This window comes from Vibrio iocasae (assembly GCF_042245395.1).
GTDB lineage: Bacteria > Pseudomonadota > Gammaproteobacteria > Enterobacterales > Vibrionaceae > Vibrio > Vibrio iocasae.
Genome location: NZ_CP145311.1, coordinates 515,072 through 536,097 on the forward strand (window position 1 = coordinate 515,072; position 21,026 = coordinate 536,097).

The 21,026-nt window shown below is 45.3% G+C and carries 21 protein-coding genes, 4 tRNA genes, 3 rRNA genes and 1 other annotated feature; of the genes, 12 read left to right on the forward strand and 16 right to left on the reverse strand.

Translation table 11 applies throughout. The features are described from left to right. The first annotated feature begins 47 nt into the window (after nt 1–47). Entirely contained in the window at nt 48–353 is a 306-nt protein-coding gene (gene trpR, locus SNR28_RS11925) for a trp operon repressor (protein WP_375752678.1), read from the forward strand. A gap of 29 nt (nt 354–382) precedes the next feature. Here the strand turns inward: trpR and yjjX are convergent, their stop codons facing one another. The 5 genes from yjjX to SNR28_RS11950 form a co-directional block, all read right to left on the reverse strand. Then, nucleotides 383–916 (reverse strand): inosine/xanthosine triphosphatase, encoded by a 534-nt coding sequence (gene yjjX / locus SNR28_RS11930; RefSeq protein ID WP_375752679.1) that lies wholly within the window; start codon nt 914–916, stop codon nt 383–385. Beyond that, complete coding sequence (gene pheA, locus SNR28_RS11935; RefSeq protein WP_375752680.1) at nt 917–2,095, reverse strand: prephenate dehydratase; 1,179 nt, start codon at nt 2,093–2,095, stop codon at nt 917–919. It lies immediately after the preceding gene. A 14-nt stretch (nt 2,096–2,109) separates the two neighbouring features. Beyond that, nucleotides 2,110–2,231, reverse strand: a sequence feature (Phe leader region). Between the two features lie 105 nt (nt 2,232–2,336). Then, nucleotides 2,337–2,678, reverse strand: coding sequence for a ribosome hibernation-promoting factor, HPF/YfiA family (gene hpf, locus SNR28_RS11940; protein WP_375752682.1), 342 nt, complete (start codon nt 2,676–2,678; stop codon nt 2,337–2,339). Between the two features lie 365 nt (nt 2,679–3,043). Next, nucleotides 3,044–4,477, reverse strand: a complete 1,434-nt coding sequence (locus SNR28_RS11945; protein WP_375752684.1) for a transglycosylase SLT domain-containing protein — start codon at nt 4,475–4,477, stop codon at nt 3,044–3,046. Between the two features lie 164 nt (nt 4,478–4,641). Then, nucleotides 4,642–5,367, reverse strand: a complete 726-nt coding sequence (locus tag SNR28_RS11950) for an outer membrane protein assembly factor BamD (RefSeq protein WP_375752686.1) — start codon at nt 5,365–5,367, stop codon at nt 4,642–4,644. Nucleotides 5,368–5,543: 176 nt separating this feature from the next. Between SNR28_RS11950 and rluD the strand changes: the two genes are divergently transcribed. From rluD to SNR28_RS12005, 11 genes are all read left to right on the forward strand, one after another. Continuing rightward, nucleotides 5,544–6,515, forward strand: a complete 972-nt coding sequence (gene rluD / locus SNR28_RS11955) for a 23S rRNA pseudouridine(1911/1915/1917) synthase RluD (RefSeq protein WP_375752687.1) — start codon at nt 5,544–5,546, stop codon at nt 6,513–6,515. 2 nt (nt 6,516–6,517) lie between these two features. Next, nucleotides 6,518–7,240, forward strand: coding sequence for a peptidoglycan editing factor PgeF (pgeF, locus tag SNR28_RS11960; protein WP_375752689.1), 723 nt, complete (start codon nt 6,518–6,520; stop codon nt 7,238–7,240). Nucleotides 7,241–7,372: 132 nt separating this feature from the next. Beyond that, complete coding sequence (gene clpB, locus SNR28_RS11965; RefSeq protein WP_375752690.1) at nt 7,373–9,964, forward strand: ATP-dependent chaperone ClpB; 2,592 nt, start codon at nt 7,373–7,375, stop codon at nt 9,962–9,964. A 496-nt stretch (nt 9,965–10,460) separates the two neighbouring features. Then, nucleotides 10,461–12,012, forward strand: a 16S ribosomal RNA gene (locus SNR28_RS11970). Between the two features lie 75 nt (nt 12,013–12,087). Continuing rightward, nucleotides 12,088–12,164, forward strand: a tRNA-Ile gene (locus SNR28_RS11975). A gap of 37 nt (nt 12,165–12,201) precedes the next feature. Then, a tRNA-Ala gene (locus tag SNR28_RS11980) sits at nt 12,202–12,277 on the forward strand. Nucleotides 12,278–12,589: 312 nt separating this feature from the next. Next, a 23S ribosomal RNA gene (locus SNR28_RS11985) occupies nt 12,590–15,479 on the forward strand. A 92-nt stretch (nt 15,480–15,571) separates the two neighbouring features. Further along, nucleotides 15,572–15,687, forward strand: a 5S ribosomal RNA gene (rrf, locus tag SNR28_RS11990). Together the 16S, 23S and 5S rRNA genes with 4 tRNA genes alongside form the textbook arrangement of a ribosomal RNA operon. Before the next feature lie 31 nt (nt 15,688–15,718). Continuing rightward, nucleotides 15,719–15,795 (forward strand) — tRNA-Asp (locus SNR28_RS11995). Nucleotides 15,796–15,831: 36 nt separating this feature from the next. Continuing rightward, nucleotides 15,832–15,908 (forward strand) — tRNA-Trp (locus SNR28_RS12000). Between the two features lie 86 nt (nt 15,909–15,994). Then, nucleotides 15,995–16,540 (forward strand): hypothetical protein, encoded by a 546-nt coding sequence (locus tag SNR28_RS12005; protein WP_375752691.1) that lies wholly within the window; start codon nt 15,995–15,997, stop codon nt 16,538–16,540. Between the two features lie 210 nt (nt 16,541–16,750). Here the strand turns inward: SNR28_RS12005 and SNR28_RS12010 are convergent, their stop codons facing one another. The 11 genes from SNR28_RS12010 to SNR28_RS12060 are packed head-to-tail and all read right to left on the reverse strand — an operon-like array spanning nt 16,751 to nt 21,017. Continuing rightward, nucleotides 16,751–17,161 (reverse strand): hypothetical protein, encoded by a 411-nt coding sequence (locus SNR28_RS12010; RefSeq protein ID WP_375752693.1) that lies wholly within the window; start codon nt 17,159–17,161, stop codon nt 16,751–16,753. Then, a complete protein-coding gene (locus SNR28_RS12015; protein WP_375752694.1) occupies nt 17,158–17,589 on the reverse strand; it encodes a M15 family metallopeptidase in 432 nt (143 codons plus the stop codon). Before SNR28_RS12015 ends, SNR28_RS12010 begins: the two co-directional genes overlap by 4 nt. Nucleotides 17,590–17,636: 47 nt before the next feature. Then, the gene (locus SNR28_RS12020) at nt 17,637–17,810 is read right to left on the reverse strand and encodes a hypothetical protein (RefSeq protein ID WP_375752696.1); all 174 of its coding nucleotides are present in this window, start codon (nt 17,808–17,810) and stop codon (nt 17,637–17,639) included. A 2-nt stretch (nt 17,811–17,812) separates the two neighbouring features. Beyond that, nucleotides 17,813–18,544: a hypothetical protein gene (locus SNR28_RS12025; protein WP_375752697.1), complete on the reverse strand. Its 732-nt coding sequence runs from the start codon at nt 18,542–18,544 to the stop codon at nt 17,813–17,815. Further along, nucleotides 18,544–19,299, reverse strand: coding sequence for a hypothetical protein (locus SNR28_RS12030; RefSeq protein ID WP_375752698.1), 756 nt, complete (start codon nt 19,297–19,299; stop codon nt 18,544–18,546). Before SNR28_RS12030 ends, SNR28_RS12025 begins: the two co-directional genes overlap by 1 nt. Continuing rightward, nucleotides 19,296–19,724 carry a hypothetical protein gene (locus SNR28_RS12035; RefSeq protein WP_375752700.1) on the reverse strand — a complete coding sequence of 143 codons (429 nt, stop codon included), beginning with the start codon at nt 19,722–19,724 and terminating at the stop codon, nt 19,296–19,298. The genes SNR28_RS12030 and SNR28_RS12035 overlap by 4 nt, the downstream gene beginning before the upstream one ends. Next, nucleotides 19,714–20,103, reverse strand: a complete 390-nt coding sequence (locus SNR28_RS12040; protein ID WP_375752702.1) for a hypothetical protein — start codon at nt 20,101–20,103, stop codon at nt 19,714–19,716. Before SNR28_RS12040 ends, SNR28_RS12035 begins: the two co-directional genes overlap by 11 nt. Continuing rightward, nucleotides 20,091–20,318 carry a hypothetical protein gene (locus SNR28_RS12045; protein ID WP_375752704.1) on the reverse strand — a complete coding sequence of 76 codons (228 nt, stop codon included), beginning with the start codon at nt 20,316–20,318 and terminating at the stop codon, nt 20,091–20,093. Before SNR28_RS12045 ends, SNR28_RS12040 begins: the two co-directional genes overlap by 13 nt. Further along, nucleotides 20,315–20,497, reverse strand: coding sequence for a hypothetical protein (locus SNR28_RS12050; protein ID WP_375752706.1), 183 nt, complete (start codon nt 20,495–20,497; stop codon nt 20,315–20,317). The genes SNR28_RS12045 and SNR28_RS12050 overlap by 4 nt, the downstream gene beginning before the upstream one ends. Next, a complete protein-coding gene (locus SNR28_RS12055; RefSeq protein ID WP_375752708.1) occupies nt 20,494–20,658 on the reverse strand; it encodes a hypothetical protein in 165 nt (54 codons plus the stop codon). Before SNR28_RS12055 ends, SNR28_RS12050 begins: the two co-directional genes overlap by 4 nt. 53 nt (nt 20,659–20,711) lie before the next feature. Then, the gene (locus SNR28_RS12060) at nt 20,712–21,017 is read right to left on the reverse strand and encodes a hypothetical protein (protein ID WP_375752710.1); all 306 of its coding nucleotides are present in this window, start codon (nt 21,015–21,017) and stop codon (nt 20,712–20,714) included. Nucleotides 21,018–21,026: the final 9 nt, after the last annotated feature.

Here is a 21,026-nt window from a genome sequence, read left to right on the forward strand (position 1 = left end):
CAGTTAAGTATACAATGCGAATTATTATTAACTACTGAGCTTAGTTTATGTCTTCAAAGCCTGACTACAATGATTGGCAACAGTTATTGGATTTGGTCCAGAAAGCAACGGAATCAGGACAACATGAAATGTTGCTGACCATGCTGATGACTCCCGATGAAAGGGAATCGCTGGTAACCAGAGTGAACATTCTGAATGAGTTGTTAAAAGGGGATGTATCACAACGTCAGCTTAGTCAGATGCTTGGGGTGGGTGTTGCAACCATCACCCGAGGCTCTAATGAGCTAAAAGGGCATACACAAGAAGAGAAGGATGCATTATTTCAGCTTCTCTCTGAAAATAATAAAGGGTAGCGCTTGCTACCCTTTTGAGTTGTTAAAGCTTAAATGTTCGCAGGAAACTGCTCAGAGTTAATAAATGGTATGAGGGCGAGTATCAGGGCCTGATGGTAAACAGAACTGCGAGTAAGCAGGTGGTTTGTGAGTAAGCCGATAGCCCCACCTTTTTGCTTAATGTTTTCAGTTGAATACACCTCGTCCATAGCATCGCCAAGCTCTTTTCCTTCATGCAATTTTTCAATCACGACAGGTGGAAGCATCAAGCTAGCAGAGCGAGATTCGCCTCGTTTGTCCTTAGACTCAATAACCATCCATGCAAAGGTGATGTTATCTTCATTACCAGCCTCTATACCTACGTAATAATCGGCATCCAGAATCACAGCTTTGGCATTTTTAACTCGATTGAGAGCGCCTTGCTTGGTCTCTTCATTTGAAATAGGTTGATCTGGTACTTCACTTGGTACGCTAACACCTTCAAAGATAAACTCCTGTTCAGGAAATACCTCACCAAACGCACTTTCTACCGCTTTAATCTTTGCCGGGTTCAGTGAAGTTACAATTACCTTTTTCATCGTCATTTAGCTTACCTTAACTTCAGTTGGTGTTACGTTCTCGATTGGGTAACAGCCCAGAACCTTCAAGTGAGTTGTGATCCGGGTAAGTTCAGCTATCGATTTCTGCATTTCTTCAGATTCAAGGTGTGCCTGTAAGTCCACGTAGAACATCTCCTCCCATGGGTTCCCCATGATTGGACGGTTTTCCAGCTTCGTCATATTGATACCGTACTTTTGCAGAATAAGTAAGGTCTGTACCAGTGAACCGGCTTCTTGTGAGGTAGACATAATCAGCGTTGTTTTCGCTGGAATTTGAGTCGAAACTTCAACCGGTTTACGAGCGACAACGATAAAGCGAGTGTGGTTCTCTGTCTGGTTTGCGATATTGCTTTGAATTGGCTGTAAGCCATAAAGCTTACCACTGGTTGCATTGCCAATAGCGGCTACTTTATCGCTATCCATATCTTTCACTTTCTGCATAGCATCTGCTGTGCTGGCACAAGACTCAAGAGTCACACCATTAAGCTGACTCAGGAACTCGCTGCACTGTTCATGTGGCTGCGGGTGAGAGTAAAGGGTATGGATATCTTCCAGGTGAACCTCTGAGTTTGCCAGAATACAGTGCTCAATTGGCAGAGTAATTTCACCAACAATGTACAAGGTCGTATGTTGAAGCAAGTCATATACTGCGTTAATAGAACCCGAGCTGGTATTTTCAATTGGCAAAACAGCGTAGTCAGCATGTCCGGATTCAACGGTCTTGGTGACTTCTTTAAAGTGCTCACAGTTCAGTTCTACCAGTTCGGTGTTTCTTCGGCTGAAATACTCACGACTTGCAAGGTGAGAGTAAGAGCCTTTTGCTCCAAGATAAGCAACTCGGGCAATTGGCTTGCGACTTAACTCAGGATTAGCCAGATTTTGTAAATAGGACTGCTGTAATAAAACAGAGTCTTCAATGATGGTGTGGTAAAGCTTAGTTATGTAAGGAGCATCTAAGTCGTACTTAGTTTTCCCATTCTCAATCAGTTTGACCAACAGCTGTTGCTCTCTTTTTGCATCGCGAACCGCTTTGGATGTCTCAATTTTACTTTTTGCTACTTCTATACTCAGTGCTCGTCGCTCTGAGAGTAAGCTAAGTACTTGGTCATCAAGCTCATTTAAGCGAAGTCGAATCTCATCGAGAGAGTATTTACTGTCTGTCATCGTGAATTATCCTTATAAAAAAAGCCTCCCTTTGGGAGGCTTTCTGTTCGTTTTTGACTTGTTTTTCCTAAAACGACTTAAGCCTCCTGATTAGGAGTGAAAAAAGAAGTCAAAAAAGAACAGGTTGAATTTATGCATGTTTAGTCATTTTCCTTGGTTGAGTAAACACAATAAGCAAGGGGATAAGTTCCGTCAAGCAAAAAAATAGCGCCCGAAGGCGCTTCGTAAAGGATATCTGTTTTTATACTGCCTCGTCCACTTCAGGGACTTCTGGTTTATCGGCATGTGTTGCGCGTCGGGCTTCTGGCTTATGGATAAGCTTATTTAGTTGTCTCTCCAGTTTCTGTTCTACTTCAGTAACCGCCGCGTATAAATCGTCATGTACAGAAGAAGCGTTTAATTTGCCTTTCGGAACGGTAATGCTCGCTTCAAATTTCTTCTGTTTATTGGGTTCCTCGCTGATTGCTGTCTTACAGCTAATGATGTCTACTTGCCACTTTTCTAGTTTTTTGAACTTCGCTTCAATATGAGCTCGGATTGCAGAGGTGATCTCGATGTTTTTGCCAGTGATGTTTACTTTCATATAGTTTTCCTCTGTTGCATCCCTTATGGGTTAACTTCAGATTACCCTTCTAAGTAGAAAATAATGTGACTCAGATCACTTAAATTAGGCGTATTCAAAGGCAAAAAGACAAATGTGATCTGTAACAAAAAGTGCCAATATTTTTGTACGAAAAAGCTTGTAGAACATTTAAATCCCGTTACATTGGTAAGAAGTAGCGTACTGAAAATAATCTGTTTTTAGGGATTTTTTAGTGCCTCAGAGTAAGGCTGGCTAATTTCTGTGCACTTATAAAGTGTGATATAGATCCTATTTAAATTACTCTGTTATGAATGCAAAAAAAGAGCTGCATTGTGATTTCAATGCAGCTCTTTTTTCAATCAAATCTAATCCTCATCAGGCAATACCAGCTCCACTAAAGCTGCATTTTGTTCTGCTCTCAATTGACTGAGCTCATTCATTTGTTTGTAGATAACGTAATAACGGTTGATGTTTGCTACGTAGTGAACGGGTTCTCGACCGATATTTCGTCTTGTTATGATTTCTACATTTTTAAACCAGATGTTTGGGTCATAACCATGCTTTTCCGCCAGCCTTCTCATCTTCCTTATATTTCCTGGCCCAGCGTTATATGCCGCTAGAGAGAGATAGACTTTGTTTTTCTCTGTTATTTCGTCGCCAGAGAAGTAATGATCCTGTAGCCAACGCATATACTTAGTTCCCGCGTGAATATTATTTTCCAATTCTTTGATATCCGGTATGTTCACTTTAGGATCATTCGCAGTCGATGGGAGTACCTGCATAATACCCACAGCCCCTTTATGAGACACCTTGCGATTATCGAATCCTGACTCCTGAAACGCCTGTGCAGAAAGCATCAGCCAGTCAAACTCATATTCTTCGGCGTATTTTTTGAATAGGCTTGAAAGCGTATGCATCTTTTCGACTTTACCAGGGTTAAGTGCTCTGGAAAGCCAGTTAGTTTTTTCGATATATTTTTCGTAAAGAACATTGCCTAACAGAGTTCCAGATTTAGCGGTTTTCAGGTAGTTGTTAACGATCTTTTCTAATTCTGGACTTTCTTTCCTAAAGGCCCAGGCAATTTTACCTTCGTAGTGAAGTGGTACATCTTTGTGTACCTTTATATTGTCCATCACTCCTAACCATAGCTCAGTTTTGTGACTGTCTAGTACGGTCGAGTAAATGTGTCCCTGATTAACCATATCAATAACTTCATAATCCTGAAGTGCCTCCTCCAGAAAATGCACATTCATTGGAGGGAATCCAGCTTCATTCAAAAGTCGGTTTACTTTTTCAATATGTTCAAAATAACTCGAGCTGGCACGAATCCAGATTTCTTTACTACTTAGCTGCTCTAATGTCGTGATAGCCGGCTCGTCTTTATGGGTGACAAGATACTCGTTGATTCCTGTTAGCATCGGAGTGCTGAAATCAATCTGTTTCTTTCTCTTATCAGTAACCGTCAGATTGGCAACAATAAGATCACCATGACCAGAGATTAGAGAAGGAATTAAAGCATCTCGTTCTACAGGGATAACCTGAAGGTGCAGGTAACTGCTTTTCTGTTTTAGCTGTTTTTCAAAATGGTAGAGAAGTTCGGCTAACATCCCTTTTGGTTTGCCACCTTCAATGTAATAAAAACCGAGGTCGGCAGAAATCAGAACTCTGATGCCTCCCTTTTTCTCTAGGACGTCAAAGTCACCAATATAAGGAGAATTTGTTAATGGGCTCAGTTCTAAGGCAAGGGAGTTCAAAGGCATAAGGACAAAAATGACCAGCCAGTGATATAGCTTATTCATACAACGATCCATGTTGATGTTTTATTAAGCAATTATAGATGAAGATTTACTGGGTATATTTAATGTTCGAAGGTAATAGGTAAATATGTGAAAGGATACGCAAATGTTTGTATAAAAAGAAAAAGCCGCTTTGAAAGCGGCTTTTTGATGACTCATGCGATAGCTTATAAAGGGTTCAGCTCAATTAACTCTTCTGTTCGTGCTATGGCATCATCCAGTTTCAGTTGCTTGTAGGCTTCTAACTGAATCTCGAGCGATTTCTTCGCCGCGAGTGTGTTCGGGTAGGTCTTTTGGATTTCCTGACAACGATTGATTGCAGCGATCCAAGCTTCTCGTCTTAAATAGAAGTCTGCTGTTGCCAGGTCGTAGTTTGCCAGTCTGTTTTTTAGCGCAACCATGCGTTTTTCTGCATCGGCAGCATATGGGCTATTCGGATATCTCTGCAATAGACGTTTGAAATCAGCAAAAGCAGATTTTGCTGGTTCAGGATCTCGATCTGAACGATCAGTATTGAAGATATCATGCATCCAGTTGCGATCCTGAGCCATATAGGTCAAGCCACGCATGTATAGCACCCAATCAATTTTAGAGTGAGTTGGGTTTAGACGAATAAAACGTTCGATGGTCGCAAGACCCAATGCAAGATCGTTATTTTTGTAGTATGCGTAAATAAGATCCAGTTGCACCTGCTCAGAGTACGCACCAAATGGATAGCGTGAATCCAGTGCTTCCAGCTTTTCTACGGCGGAAAACCAGTTGCCACTTCTTAAAGCATCTTGAGCTTCTGAGTACAGTTCTGCTGCTGGGATATCAGGTACAACTTCTTCACTGCTGGAGCAGCCAAACAACAGGGATAATGCGAGCAAGCTGGATAAAGTGCGGTATTTCATGTCAGGAGTTTATTCCTCAGATATAAATAAATGTTCTGTTGCCGTTACTTCTGTGTAGTTAACGGATAGAATAGTGGCGTATTTTTCCATAGTCTCGAGAAATATACCAATGCCAATATTCATATTATGCAGTTAGAGCCTTGGTATTAGTCTCATAGTTTTAAAAAAAGTTCGATATGGCACAGCAGATAGAATTAACCAGTACCGTAAAAGATAGTCAACTTGGTCAGCGATTAGATCAGGCAATAGCAGAGTTATTTGCAGATTTCTCTCGTTCAAGACTAAAAGAGTGGCTATTAGCCGGTAAAGTTCAGGTGGATGGAACCGTTGTTACCAAACCAAGAACCAAAGTGATGGGCGGTGAAGTTATCACGCTACAGGCTGAGCTTGAAGATGAAGAGCGTTGGGAAGCGCAAGATATTCCTCTGGATATTGTTTACGAAGATGATGACATCATTGTTATCAATAAACCTCGAGACTTTGTTGTTCACCCTGGTGCTGGTACTCCTGACGGCACAGTTTTGAATGCGTTACTGCACCATTACCCTGCAATTGCGGAAGTGCCTCGTGCAGGTATCGTGCATCGTCTTGATAAAGACACTACAGGTTTGATGGTGGTAGCGAAAACAGTACCAGCACAAACCCGACTAGTTCGTGCGCTTCAGAAACGAAATATTACGCGTGAGTATGAAGCAATCGCGATTGGCAAAATGACCGCGGGTGGTATGGTTGATAAGGCTATTGGTCGTCACTCAACTAAGCGTACCTTGATGGCTGTTAACGAATTGGGTAAACCAGCGGTAACACATTATCGTGTTGCTGAGCATTTCCGCGAACACACACGTATCAGACTTCGTCTTGAAACAGGCCGAACTCATCAGATTCGTGTACACATGTCTTATCTTCAGCATCCGCTACTTGGTGATATCGCTTATGGTGGTCGTGCTCGTATACCAAGAGGCGCATCTGAAGAGTTAACACAGATGATTCGCTCTTTCGATCGTCAGGCTCTTCATGCGGTAATGCTGAAGTTTGAACACCCAATTACTGGTGAAGAGATGGAGTTCCACGCTCCGGTACCGGATGATATGGTGGCAATGGCAGAAGCACTTCGAGAAGACACTCAGCTCAATAAAGAGGAAGAGTAAATATGGACATTATCCTCCCAAACTGGCCAGCACCAGCTAATGTGAAAGCCTTTAGTTCACTTCGTGATGGTGGTGTTTCTCAGGGGCCTTACCAAGGCTTAAATCTGGGAATGCATGTGGGGGATAGTGTTTATGATGTTGAAGCGAATCGTCAGCGTTTAATTGAAGCTAATGATATGCCATCTGCTCCAGTATGGTTGAATCAGACACATTCAACAGTTGTCGCTAATATGACAGCACCAACCTCAGAAGTTGTCGATGCCGATGCAGCAACGACAACTTCTAAAGGTGTGGTTTGTAGCGCGATGACCGCGGATTGCTTGCCTGTGTTGCTAACCGATATTGAAGGTACTCAGGTTGCTGCTGTCCATGCCGGTTGGCGTGGGTTGGCTGGTGGCATTGTGGAGAATGCGGTAAAGCTGTTTGATAAACCAGTGATGGCATGGCTTGGCCCTGCTATCGGCCCAGATGCTTTTGAAGTAGGCGAAGATGTACTGAAAGCTTTTGTTGAACATGATCCAAATGCTGTTAAAGGTTTTGTAGAAAAAGGCGATGGTAAGTACTGGGCCAATATGTCTGTACTGGCGGCTCAAAGGTTAAACTCGATTGGTGTTGAGTCCGTCTATGATTGCGGGCTGTGTACCTATAATGATGCAGATCGTTTCTACTCTTATCGTAGGGATGGTGTAACCGGTCGTCAGGCTACGTTTATCTGGATTGAGTAAAACGGCTTCTGATTTTGAGGTGCAGAACATCTTCTTCGCACCTCATCCCCTTGAAAAAAATCCCTTTCGTATCCATCTTTCTAGCATAAGTTACTTGAGTATATTCATCTCTCACGATGTTTCGGGGTTACTATGCGATTAGACAGATTCACCAGTAAATTTCAGCTTGCCATCTCTGATGCTCAGTCATTGGCTCTTGGTCGTGACCATCAGTATATAGAACCGGTACACCTGATGGTGTCACTGCTTAATCAGGATGGTTCTACGATCAGGCCACTATTAACCATGTTAAGTGTTGATGTGGTTCAGCTTCGTTCAAAGCTATCCGAGATGCTTGATCGTTTACCAAAGGTAAGCGGTATTGGTGGTGAGGTTCAGCTATCCAGCCAAATGGGTGTGCTATTCAATCTTTGCGATAAAGTCGCTCAAAAGAGACAAGATACCTACATCTCATCAGAAATTTTCCTGTTAGCTGCAATAGAAGATAAAGGCCCGCTTGGAGATTTACTTCGAGAGTTTGGGTTATCTGAAGAAAAAGTTGCTCAGGCTATCGAGCAGGTGCGTGGGGGTCAGAAGGTTGATGATCCTAACGCGGAAGAAAAACGTCAGGCATTAGAAAAGTTCACCATAGACCTGACCGAAAGAGCAGAGCAGGGGAAGCTTGACCCTGTTATTGGTCGTGATGACGAGATTAGACGTACTATTCAGGTCCTTCAACGTCGAACCAAGAATAACCCGGTCATTATTGGTGAGCCAGGTGTAGGTAAAACCGCCATTGTTGAAGGTTTGGCACAACGCATCGTTAACAATGAAGTGCCAGAAGGTCTTCGTAATAGAAGAGTACTGTCTCTGGATCTTGGTGCGCTGGTGGCTGGTGCGAAATATCGTGGTGAGTTTGAAGAGCGTTTGAAATCAGTTTTAAACGAACTCTCTAAGGAAGAGGGAAACATCATCCTCTTTATAGATGAGCTTCATATCATGGTTGGTGCAGGTAAAGGTGAAGGCTCGATGGATGCGGGTAATATGTTAAAACCTGCATTGGCACGCGGTGAACTTCATTGTGTGGGTGCGACAACCTTAGACGAGTATCGCCAATATATAGAGAAGGATGCCGCGCTTGAGCGTCGTTTCCAGAAAGTCATTGTTGATGAACCAACGGTAGAAGATACCGTTGCTATTTTGCGTGGACTAAAAGAGCGATATGAACTTCACCATCATGTAGAGATTACTGATCCGGCTATTGTAGCGGCAGCCAGTCTTTCTCATCGCTATATCTCAGATCGCCAACTGCCAGATAAAGCCATTGACCTTATTGATGAAGCGGCATCAAGCATCCGTTTGCAAATCGATTCGAAGCCGGAGTCACTAGACAAACTTGAGCGAAAAATTATCCAGCTGAAGATTGAGCAACAGGCGTTGGTTAATGAAGTTGATGATGCAAGTACTAAGCGTCTTGAAACACTGAATGAAGAACTCTCTGAGAAAGAGCGAGAATATGCCGAGCTTGAAGAGGTTTGGAATGCAGAAAAAGCTGCACTCTCCGGTACCCAGCATATAAAAACGGCATTAGAACAGGCAAGAATGGATATGGATATCGCCCGAAGAGCTGGCGACCTTAACCGTATGTCTGAACTTCAGTATGGTCGAATTCCGGAACTAGAAAAGCAGCTTGATTTAGCGACTCAGGCTGAAATGCATGAAATGACTTTGCTTAGAAACAAGGTGTCTGATGCTGAAATAGCAGAAGTACTTTCCAAGCAGACGGGTATACCTGTATCTAAAATGCTGGAAGCCGAAAAAGAGAAGCTGCTTCGTATGGAAGAGGTCATGCATAAGCGTGTTGTTGGGCAGAAAGAAGCAGTAGAGGTTGTAGCCAATGCGATTCGAAGAAGTCGCGCTGGCTTGTCAGATCCGAATAAACCAATCGGCTCCTTCCTATTCTTAGGCCCAACAGGTGTGGGTAAAACGGAATTATGTAAAACCCTGGCTAATTTTATGTTCGATAGTGAAGACGCTATGGTTCGTATCGATATGTCAGAGTTTATGGAAAAGCACTCAGTGGCTCGTCTTGTGGGAGCGCCTCCTGGTTATGTTGGGTATGAAGAAGGCGGCTACTTAACTGAAGCGGTGAGAAGAAAACCTTATTCAGTCATTCTTCTGGACGAAGTGGAGAAAGCGCATCCGGATGTATTCAATATTCTTCTTCAAGTATTAGATGATGGAAGATTAACTGACGGACAGGGCAGAACAGTCGATTTCAGAAACACAGTGGTTATCATGACTTCTAACCTTGGCTCTTCTCGTATACAGGAAAACTTTATGCATCTTGATTACGAGGGTATAAAGAATGAAGTGATGGACGTGGTGACCAAGCATTTCCGTCCAGAATTCCTGAACCGAGTTGATGAGAGTGTTGTGTTCCATCCTCTAGGACAAGAACACATTAAGTCGATAGCCTCTATACAGCTACACCGTCTTTCTAAACGAATGGCTGAAAATGGATATCAATTGGAGATCTCTGAAAAGGCTCTGGATCTGATTGCGCAGGTAGGTTTTGACCCGGTTTATGGTGCAAGGCCATTAAAGCGTGCGATTCAACAGAGCGTAGAGAATCCACTTGCGAAAGCGATATTGGCTGGCAAGGTTGATGCGGAGAAGCCAATACAACTGTTAGTGAATAACGATAGAATCATTGCTCACCAAATGTTTTCAGACGATAAGTAGCAATAAAAGGGGCTTAAATGCCCCTTTTTACATCAAATTGACTGAAATCTAATCGAACAACTCCTTTTTTATAAAAAAACTAAAAATAGGGGTTGTGCAAACCTAATTTCTCCCTATAATGCGCCTCCGTTGTCACGAAGAAGTCATCAAAACTTCGAGTGGCAAAGAGGACTGAAAGCCTTGAGAAATAAAGTTGAAAAAAGTGTTTGACACTGAGACTTATCTCGCTAAAATGGCCGTCCGTTTTGAGAGTTCTGTAACAAGAACGTCATCAAAACAATGCTCTTTAACAATTTAAACCTATCAATCTGTGTGGGCACTCGTTGATGATAATCTAAAAGATTTATCAATGAACTGAGTGACCAAGCGAAATAACTTTATGTTATTCGGCACAGTCAATTCATTATCGTTCTGTTGGAACGATAATAGCTTTGAAATTACTTATGTAGTTTTGAAGTCAGTATTCATTGAGCCGGTCGCAAGACCACAAAAACTTTAATTGAAGAGTTTGATCATGGCTCAGATTGAACGCTGGCGGCAGGCCTAACACATGCAAGTCGAGCGGAAACGACTTAACTGAACCTTCGGGGAACGTTAAGGGCGTCGAGCGGCGGACGGGTGAGTAATGCTTAGGAAGTTGCCCGGTAGAGGGGGATAACCATTGGAAACGATGGCTAATACCGCATACTCTCTTCGGAGCAAAGTGGGGGACCTTCGGGCCTCACGCTATCGGATACGCCTAAGTGAGATTAGCTAGTTGGTGAGGTAAGAGCTCACCAAGGCGACGATCTCTAGCTGGTCTGAGAGGATGATCAGCCACACTGGAACTGAGACACGGTCCAGACTCCTACGGGAGGCAGCAGTGGGGAATATTGCACAATGGGCGCAAGCCTGATGCAGCCATGCCGCGTGTGTGAAGAAGGCCTTCGGGTTGTAAAGCACTTTCAGCAGTGAGGAAGGTGGTGAGTTTAATACGCTCATCATTTGACGTTAGCTGCAGAAGAAGCACCGGCTAACTCCGTGCCAGCAGCCGCGGTAATACGGAGGGTGCGAGCGTTAATCGGAATTACTGGGCGTAAAGCGCATGCAGGTGGTTAATTAAGTCAGATGTGAAAGCCCGGGGCTCAACCTCGGAAGGCCATTTGAAACTGGTTAACTAGAGTACTGTAGAGGGGGGTAGAATTTCAGGTGTAGCGGTGAAATGCGTAGAGATCTGAAGGAATACCGGTGGCGAAGGCGGCCCCCTGGACAGATACTGACACTCAGATGCGAAAGCGTGGGGAGCAAACAGGATTAGATACCCTGGTAGTCCACGCCGTAAACGATGTCTACTTGGAGGTTGTTCCCTTGAGGAGTGGCTTTCGGAGCTAACGCGTTAAGTAGACCGCCTGGGGAGTACGGTCGCAAGATTAAAACTCAAATGAATTGACGGGGGCCCGCACAAGCGGTGGAGCATGTGGTTTAATTCGATGCAACGCGAAGAACCTTACCTACTCTTGACATCTACAGAAGCCAGCGGAGACGCAGGTGTGCCTTCGGGAACTGTAAGACAGGTGCTGCATGGCTGTCGTCAGCTCGTGTTGTGAAATGTTGGGTTAAGTCCCGCAACGAGCGCAACCCTTATCCTTAATTGCCAGCACTTCGGGTGGGAACTTTGGGGAGACTGCCGGTGATAAACCGGAGGAAGGTGGGGACGACGTCAAGTCATCATGGCCCTTACGAGTAGGGCTACACACGTGCTACAATGGCGCATACAGAGGGCTGCTAGCTTGCGAGAGTCAGCGAATCCCAAAAAGTGCGTCGTAGTCCGGATTGGAGTCTGCAACTCGACTCCATGAAGTCGGAATCGCTAGTAATCGTAGATCAGAATGCTACGGTGAATACGTTCCCGGGCCTTGTACACACCGCCCGTCACACCATGGGAGTGGGCTGCAAAAGAAGTAGGTAGTTTAACCTTCGGGGGGACGCTTACCACTTTGTGGTTCATGACTGGGGTGAAGTCGTAACAAGGTAGCCCTAGGGGAACCTGGGGCTGGATCACCTCCTTAACGATATAGATTGTGCATTGATGAGTGTTCACACAGATTGATTAGGTTTAGAAAGTTTAGAAAAGAAGCAAACGTGGGTCTGTAGCTCAGGTGGTTAGAGCGTTCGCCTGATAAGCGAGAGGTCGGTGGTTCAAGTCCACTCAGACCCACCAATTTTTGCTTAAAGCAAAATAAGCAACACCACTAGATGGGGCTATAGCTCAGCTGGGAGAGCGCCTGCCTTGCACGCAGGAGGTCTGCGGTTCGATCCCGCATAGCTCCACCATCTTAAAGCACATTTGCTTAAGTGTACTTTGAAATGGTTTCTTTCTTTAAATAGAAAGTAAATCTTTGCTCTTTAACAATTTGGAAAGCTGACGAATAACAACAATCCCCATATCTTTAGATATGCGTTGTTATTCAATTAAAAGTTCTCAAATCCTAAGTCTTTATGATTTAGGTACCAACACACATTCAAGTGTTCTTGGAATTTGAGTCCGGCAAAATCGAGTCTGCATCATGTATAAAAATTGCAGACAACTTTGGTTGTTTGATTGAACAATCTTAAAGGTTTCTTGGAAACTCTTTGGGGTTGTATGGTTAAGTGACTAAGCGTACACGGTGGATGCCTTGGCAGTCAGAGGCGATGAAGGACGTATTAACTTGCGATAAGCGTAGATAAGGCAGTAAAAGCCACTTGAGTCTACGATTTCCGAATGGGGAAACCCAATTGCATAAGCAATTATCATTAACTGAATACATAGGTTAATGAGGCGAACCGGGGGAACTGAAACATCTAAGTACCCCGAGGAAAAGAAATCAACCGAGATTCCGAAAGTAGCGGCGAGCGAAATTGGATTAGCCCTTAAGCTTTTAATGGTTCAGGTGAACATGCTGGAAAGCATGGCAATAAAGGGTGATAGCCCCGTAACCGACAAACCATTTTCAGTGAAATCGAGTAAGGCGGGACACGTGATATCCTGTCTGAATATGGGGGGACCATCCTCCAAGGCTAAATACTCCTGACTGACCGATAGTGAACCAGTACCGTGAGGGAAAGGCGAAAAGAACCCCTGTGAGGGGAGTGAAATAGAACCTGAAACCGTGTACGTACAAGCAGTAGGAGCCTCCTTTGTGGGGTGACTGCGTACCTTTTGTATAATGGGTCAGCGACTTATATTCAGTGGCAAGGTTAACCGTTTAGGGGAGCCGTAGGGAAACCGAGTCTTAACTGGGCGTTCAGTCTCTGGATATAGACCCGAAACCAGGTGATCTAGCCATGGGCAGGTTGAAGGTTGAGTAACATCAACTGGAGGACCGAACCGACTAATGTTGAAAAATTAGCGGATGACTTGTGGCTAGGGGTGAAAGGCCAATCAAACCTGGAGATAGCTGGTTCTCCCCGAAAGCTATTTAGGTAGCGCCTCGGACGAATACTACTGGGGGTAGAGCACTGTTAAGGCTAGGGGGTCATCCCGACTTACCAACCCTTTGCAAACTCCGAATACCAGTAAGTACTATCCGGGAGACACACGGCGGGTGCTAACGTCCGTCGTGGAGAGGGAAACAACCCAGACCGCCAGCTAAGGTCCCAAATTATTACTAAGTGGGAAACGATGTGGGAAGGCTAAAACAGCTAGGATGTTGGCTTAGAAGCAGCCATCATTTAAAGAAAGCGTAATAGCTCACTAGTCGAGTCGGCCTGCGCGGAAGATGTAACGGGGCTAAGTAATAAACCGAAGCTGCGGCTGCAATCTTTGATTGCGGGGTAGGGGAGCGTTCTGTAAGCCGTTGAAGGTGAATCGTAAGGTTTGCTGGAGGTATCAGAAGTGCGAATGCTGACATGAGTAACGATAATGGGGGTGAAAAACCTCCACGCCGGAAGACCAAGGGTTCCTGTCCAACGTTAATCGGGGCAGGGTAAGTCGACCCCTAAGGCGAGGCCGAAAGGCGTAGTCGATGGGAAACGGGTTAATATTCCCGTACTTCTTACAATTGCGATGGGGGGACGGAGAAGGCTAGGTGGGCCTGGCGACGGTTGTCCAGGTTCAAGTGCGTAGGCTTAAGAGTTAGGTAAATCCGGCTCTTTTTAAGGCTGAGACACGATGTCGAGCTACTACGGTAGTGAAGTCATTGATGCCATGCTTCCAGGAAAAGCCTCTAAGCTTCAGATTGTAAGGAATCGTACCCCAAACCGACACAGGTGGTCGGGTAGAGAATACCAAGGCGCTTGAGAGAACTCGGGTGAAGGAACTAGGCAAAATGGTACCGTAACTTCGGGAGAAGGTACGCTCTTATTGGTGAAGTCCCTTGCGGATGGAGCTGACGAGAGTCGCAGATACCAGGTGGCTGCAACTGTTTATTAAAAACACAGCACTGTGCAAAATCGTAAGATGACGTATACGGTGTGACGCCTGCCCGGTGCCGGAAGGTTAATTGATGGGGTTAGACTTAGGTCGAAGCTCTTGATCGAAGCCCCGGTAAACGGCGGCCGTAACTATAACGGTCCTAAGGTAGCGAAATTCCTTGTCGGGTAAGTTCCGACCTGCACGAATGGCGTAATGATGGCCACGCTGTCTCCACCCGAGACTCAGTGAAATTGAAATCGCTGTGAAGATGCAGTGTACCCGCGGCTAGACGGAAAGACCCCGTGAACCTTTACTACAGCTTGGCACTGAACATTGAGCCTACATGTGTAGGATAGGTGGGAGGCTTTGAAGTGTGTACGCCAGTATGCATGGAGCCATCCTTGAAATACCACCCTTGTATGTTTGATGTTCTAACTTAGCCCCATTATCTGGGGTGAGGACAGTGCCTGGTGGGTAGTTTGACTGGGGCGGTCTCCTCCCAAAGAGTAACGGAGGAGCACGAAGGTGGGCTAAACACGGTTGGACATCGTGTGGTTAGTGCAATGGCATAAGCCCGCTTGACTGCGAGAATGACAATTCGAGCAGGTGCGAAAGCAGGTCATAGTGATCCGGTGGTTCTGAATGGAAGGGCCATCGCTCAACGGATAAAAGGTACTCCGGGGATAACAGGCTGATACCGCCCAAGAGTTCATATCGACGGCGGTGTTTGGCACCTCGATGTCGGCTCATCACATCCTGGGGCTGAAGTCGGTCCCAAGGGTATGGCTGTTCGCCATTTAAAGTGGTACGCGAGCTGGGTTTAGAACGTCGTGAGACAGTTCGGTCCCTATCTGCCGTGGGCGTTGGAGAATTGAAAGGGGCTGCTCCTAGTACGAGAGGACCGGAGTGGACGAACCTCTGGTGTTCGGGTTGTCATGCCAATGGCATTGCCCGGTAGCTAAGTTCGGAATCGATAACCGCTGAAAGCATCTAAGCGGGAAGCGAGCCTTGAGATGAGTTCTCCCTGGCACTTTAAGTGTCCTAAAGGGTTGTCGTAGACTACGACGTTGATAGGCAGGGTGTGTAAGCGTTGTGAGGCGTTGAGCTAACCTGTACTAATTGCCCGTGAGGCTTAACCATACAACACCCAAAGGGTTTTGTGGACTCGAATAAGAACGTTGAATGTGTATAGAACAGTTAATTAACATCAGTTTTCCGAATTAAAGAATTTGCTTGGCGACCATAGCGTTGTGGACCCACCTGATTCCATGCCGAACTCAGAAGTGAAACGCAATAGCGCCGATGGTAGTGTGGGGCTTCCCCATGTGAGAGTAGGACATCGCCAGGCTTTAAATTTAGACTTAAGGTCTAATCAGTGCGGAGCGGTAGTTCAGTTGGTTAGAATACCGGCCTGTCACGCCGGGGGTCGCGGGTTCGAGTCCCGTCCGCTCCGCCACTTATTTTGAGGGTCGCCTCTTAAAACACGAACCGCAGGGGTGTAGCTCCAATTGGCAGAGCAGCGGATTCCAAATCCGCGTGTTGGGAGTTCGAATCTCTCCACCCCTGCCATTATTTAATGCATATTTATGCAGAAAAAACCCGCTCAGAAATGAGCGGGTTTTTTGTGTTTGATGGAAACAAGGAGTCAAAGGGAAATGTTGGAAACAATCTTGGTATTCTTGGCTTTAGTTATAGCTGCGATGACGCTTTTTATTCAAAGGCAGCACAACAGAAAGCAAATGTTACCTCTAGTTCACCTCTTTTATCAGCAGCATAGGGGGGAAGAAGACAGGAAAGTTGAGCTAAAACTTATTAATGATGGTCAAGGGCCAGCAGTGTTTCAAGGTGTGTCCATAATCTCTGATGAAGTAGAAACTCCTATCGGAAACTATTTAGAGCTTGAGCGATACATAAAAAAAAATAGCCCAAAGGCTACAGCAATCACGACAAACTTACCGTTCTGCATTCAAGCAAACTCATCGATTTCTTTGTATAGTTACACAACGTCGCTTACTAAAGATCCTATAGAGGATTCTTTAGTCAAAATAATATCTAGTTCTTTATATGGAGATACTGTTATTACGACAAATTCGGGTCTTGATGTGAAAAGTAATAGCAACGATGCATATATAGAAGTTGTTATAGAGAAACTACTTCATTTGATAACTAAGATTATTAAGAAATTTAAGAAAACAGCTTAAGACCTTTTTTGCGCACGATAACGGGGGTGAAAATAGCTGCCTCCCTTTATCGTGCATGAGCGTCATATTCTGCTATCAATGATGGTTTTCTTTGCTTTCTAATAAAGTGATTCGCACATTGTGATTGCTCAAGACTCTTGTCATAGTGATCGCCAACCAAAGACTGATGAGTGTATCTGGTGTGATTTGCCACCCGCTTAAAAACTCCACCTACTTCCCCTTAAATCTATGTGAAAAGAATTCCAATAAGTACCGAACCATTGAACGCATACCCAACGTATCAATGACCACTGCTGCTACTACGTACCAATAGTAATCCGGTACATTCTTAAGGGCTTTAAACCCTGCATCCACGTACTGAGCGTAGTCAGGAATGAATGACAAAATCAAAGGGATGAAGATAACCAAAAGAATGAAGTCATCTTTATAACCTCGCTCTTTGATACTCATTTCATCCAGTGAAGCGGCCTTTTCATCACCGGACTGCAAACGCTGAACTTTTGCGTTATGTCGCTCTTGTTCAATTTCGTCTTTGCGTTTGAGCGCATTAGCCTTATTGATGCCGTGCTGCTTATACGCATCAATGCCGCCAGTAATGAGATTTGCAATTGCACTAATCATGCGTACACACCCTGTTTGAGTTCGATATGTGGGCCATCTTGCAGTGTTGCCCAATCGCCACCCCATGTAATCGGAATATTCAGCTCTTCGGCTGCACGTTTAAAGGCATCCGCTACCGCTTTGTAATACTTCATGTCCCAAGTAACCTTGCCGTTTTCGTCATAGACAACAAAATCAATAGCATGGCCTGTCTGGTGACGGCTAACTAGGTTAGTGCCGTCACAATTGCTTTTCTTATCCAGAAAGAGTTGGTACTGCTGCTCTGTGGTACGACTACCAGAAGTGATACCAAAATCATACGGTGAATAGCTCAAAGCCAGTCGAACGACTTTCTTTAAATCTTCATGCACACCTAACATGCGCGTTTCACTGCGGGCAGATAACACCCACTTGCTAACCGTCTGGTTAACCGTTTTGTTTTTGCTCATCAGATAGATTCCTATAATCAGTAATAGCCAGTAGACAGGTTTCATGGTTAAACCATTTCGGTTGTTGCTGGCTGTATTTCGCCATTAACTTCGGCTTCATCAATACCGAATTTCACCCACATTGGGTGGGGGTGTGATTTAGGCCAGCGTGGAACCGTCCAGTCTTGCCCATTGTTATCAGTGCAAATTACTGCGCTCTTTTCTTCGTTAGCGTATTTCATGGTTATGGCCTCGCGTCTGCGACGATATGATTGACGGCTACATAAGCGACTTGGTGGTCAGCCAGTGCCGTGTTGCGAATAATGGCGGTCATTCCATCTTTGGATGCTTGCACACGGTCACTAATCTCACTCCACCCAGAGCTTAAGGAACTAGCCGCGCTTGAAATCCAAATGTTGACCGCTGGAACCTTATGCATCCGTTGTGGAAAATCCAGAATATGCACCATCGCGTAACCTGATGCGTATACGCAAAAAGGGCGACGCATGGTTTCTTTGTTCACCACCAAAAAGCGAAGGCAAGGGGTCATTTCATCCCTTTCTTGTGTATAGACCGGAGGTTGCTTTGTTGGAGCCAATATCAAACGAGTGAACTTTGAGTTATCCCCTGAAACCTCAAGCCGGATGTACTCCGCATTGTTGGCTTTTTCGTTATTTGTCCCGCCATTAATAGACATCTGGGGAGTGCCTGACACAATATCTAAGCCACTTCGGATGGTTTGGCCTACATCTAATGAGTTCGGCACTAGCTGAACAATAGAGCCACTAACCAAACGAAAACCGTCTGAATCAACATAGACTTCGGCTCCGTTATCACCTGCTTTCCAACCATCACAAAAGTATTCCCCAGCACCAATGACACCTTGAGGCTCAGCAAGCTGGTTGATTTTTCCGCGTGGATTAATCAAAAGGTTTTCAGTCAGTTGCTTGCGTGGTGGTGTATAACGAAATCCCATTACATCACCTCACCACAGTAAACTTTGTCACCCTCCAGACCAGACAGAGAAACCACTTTCCATTCTTCAATGGAAGTTACGCCTCCTGGTTGCAGTCGAAAGAACCCTTGAATGATGATTTCCGATTGATTGGTTTCCGGTGCCTGAATGATGACTTCTTTTCGTCCTGCTTTTTCCGCAATGCTCGCGGTTCCGGTTGCGGTGAAAGTGATATCCGGTAGGCCGCTTGTGCTGCGGTCTTTTTCCCCATTAATCACGGCTTCAATCTGGTTCGTCATTTCCACTTTAAGCGGGGTAGAGTCATCAATAGAAAGCGTATTGCCCACGGTGACAGGTTGACTACCTTTAAAGGTCACCAGATATTCAGATGGGAAGTTTTGCACCTGTGTGGCAAACAATGAGCCCGCAGCCGGATAGATAGCTTGAGGTGTTGCAAACGTGATATTGCTAGGCAGGTTGATTTCATTGTCCACGGTCACCTTTTGGTGGTCGTTGGATTGCTTGAAATCACCAAAGCCTGTACGGATGACAATATCACCGATTTGCTCACCATTGACCACGGTCAGACTGGTGAAGGTTTCCCCTTTTGGTACATGGTTAGTCTCTCGCTCTTTCATGATGTACTCACGAACGCCCATTGAGGTTTCAGCGCGAACCGTAATGTATTTACTCGGACTACTTTCAATGAAAATGTATTCCCCTGTTTCAGGGAATCCGGTTTTCATCTCATTGGCTTTAAAGGTTTGATTAATCATTTACGTTTTCCTGAAAACATGACCACCAGAAGCAGAACAATGAAGATGACTGCAACCCCACCCATCATGTATAGGGTGGTTTTCTGATTGGCTTCGATTAAGTCCGTCGCTCCTTGGGTTTGGGTGTTCTTCACTAAGTTGCTCATTTGCCCAATGGAGTTTTCTGTGTTCTGGTTGGCTCGACTGTAGGCCGTATCAATGATGTCAAACGCATTCTCTGTCAGGTTTTCAACCATGTTGATTGCGTCATTGCCAAACCCAAACGCTTCACGAGTATTGAGCTCTGCATAGTCAAATACTCGGTCAGAGGCTTTGTCTGCAAAGTCAAAGGACTCTTCAATTGCACCACCGTCTAACTGGTTGTATTCATAGTTCGTGGTCGTGTTATACGTGGTGCTTTGGTTGGAGTTGGATTTACTGCCCATCTGGGTTAAACCTCTCTAATTCAAATCGATAGACGGTTTCAACAGGCTCTGCGCCATGCCTTTGCACCAGTCTCACTACTGCCCGCTCGGTTTCGTCACAGTGATAGCGAACGGACTTAAAATTCTTTTCTTTAATCCGGCCCAAAATGAACGGGATGTGTTTATTGAGGTTGCGACCAAACGAGATTAACCAGACAATTTCCCATCCGCTTCCATCGGCAAGGGGCTCAGGCCGGATAATGATGGTAAGCTCTTGGTCTATCTCGTAGATTTCAGCCCCGCGCTTTACTGAAGCTTTCAGGGCTGGAATGTTGTCGAACTGGTCACCAAGCTTTTGCTCAAGTGACTCGCTCCATGGAATGCGCTTTAACCTTTCCATACAGTGGCTACCACAATCACAATGGTGATGATGACGGCTGCGTAAATGGCTTTGTCTTCTGTAGGCGTTGGCGGGGTGCCGATTTGCATCCCCTGAATTGTTGGCCCACTTGCCCCAAAGTCACCGTTGGTAGCCGCAGCACTTGAACTGGGCATGACTGCGCCACCGCCCGTATTCAATCCGCCACCCAACATACCCGCAGCAGCTCCAATCATGCGCGCCCCCAGAAATACCAGCCAAGACACACCAAAATAAGTACGACGGCATAAGTCTTTTTCTGACTCACAACGACGACTTCGTTTTGGGTATTCTTCATGTTGCTGACATTATCGGACGCGGCATTGTCGTTACCTGTGTAACCACCGTTACCCGCGATAGGATAATAACTACTCATGATTTCTTACCTTTTCGAATGAAGAAGTACCACGCCAGCACGACCAGAATAACCACCATCAGAACCCCGTTCATGGAGGTGTTACTCTGACTGCCAACGTTAACCAGTGGGGTGTCGGTTTGGTTTGCTTCCAGCACATCCGTGACGGTTTCTTTGGTCACATACCAACCGCCCGCCGCGCCCACTGCCGAAGCAACCGGAAGCAAGAACCAAATCATTTTTTACCCCGCAGAGCGAAAACCAGAACCAGTACAAAGATAATCAATGCCGCACCTGCGCCCGCATAGAGCTTGGTTTTATCCTGTGCTGGAACGGTTTGAGGGGTTTGCACCGCCTCAGTAACCGTCTTAGCCGGATTTGCTGTGTTGGTTACTGTTTTTGGCTGGTTTTCCGCTTTGACTTTCTCAACATCACCGTACACATCAATGACATGATGGACGGTTTGTCCCGTCCAGCGTGCTAGCGCATCCAGAGACCATTCAGATGTGGATTCAAGCTCATTAGTTGATACATCTGCCATGCGCTACCC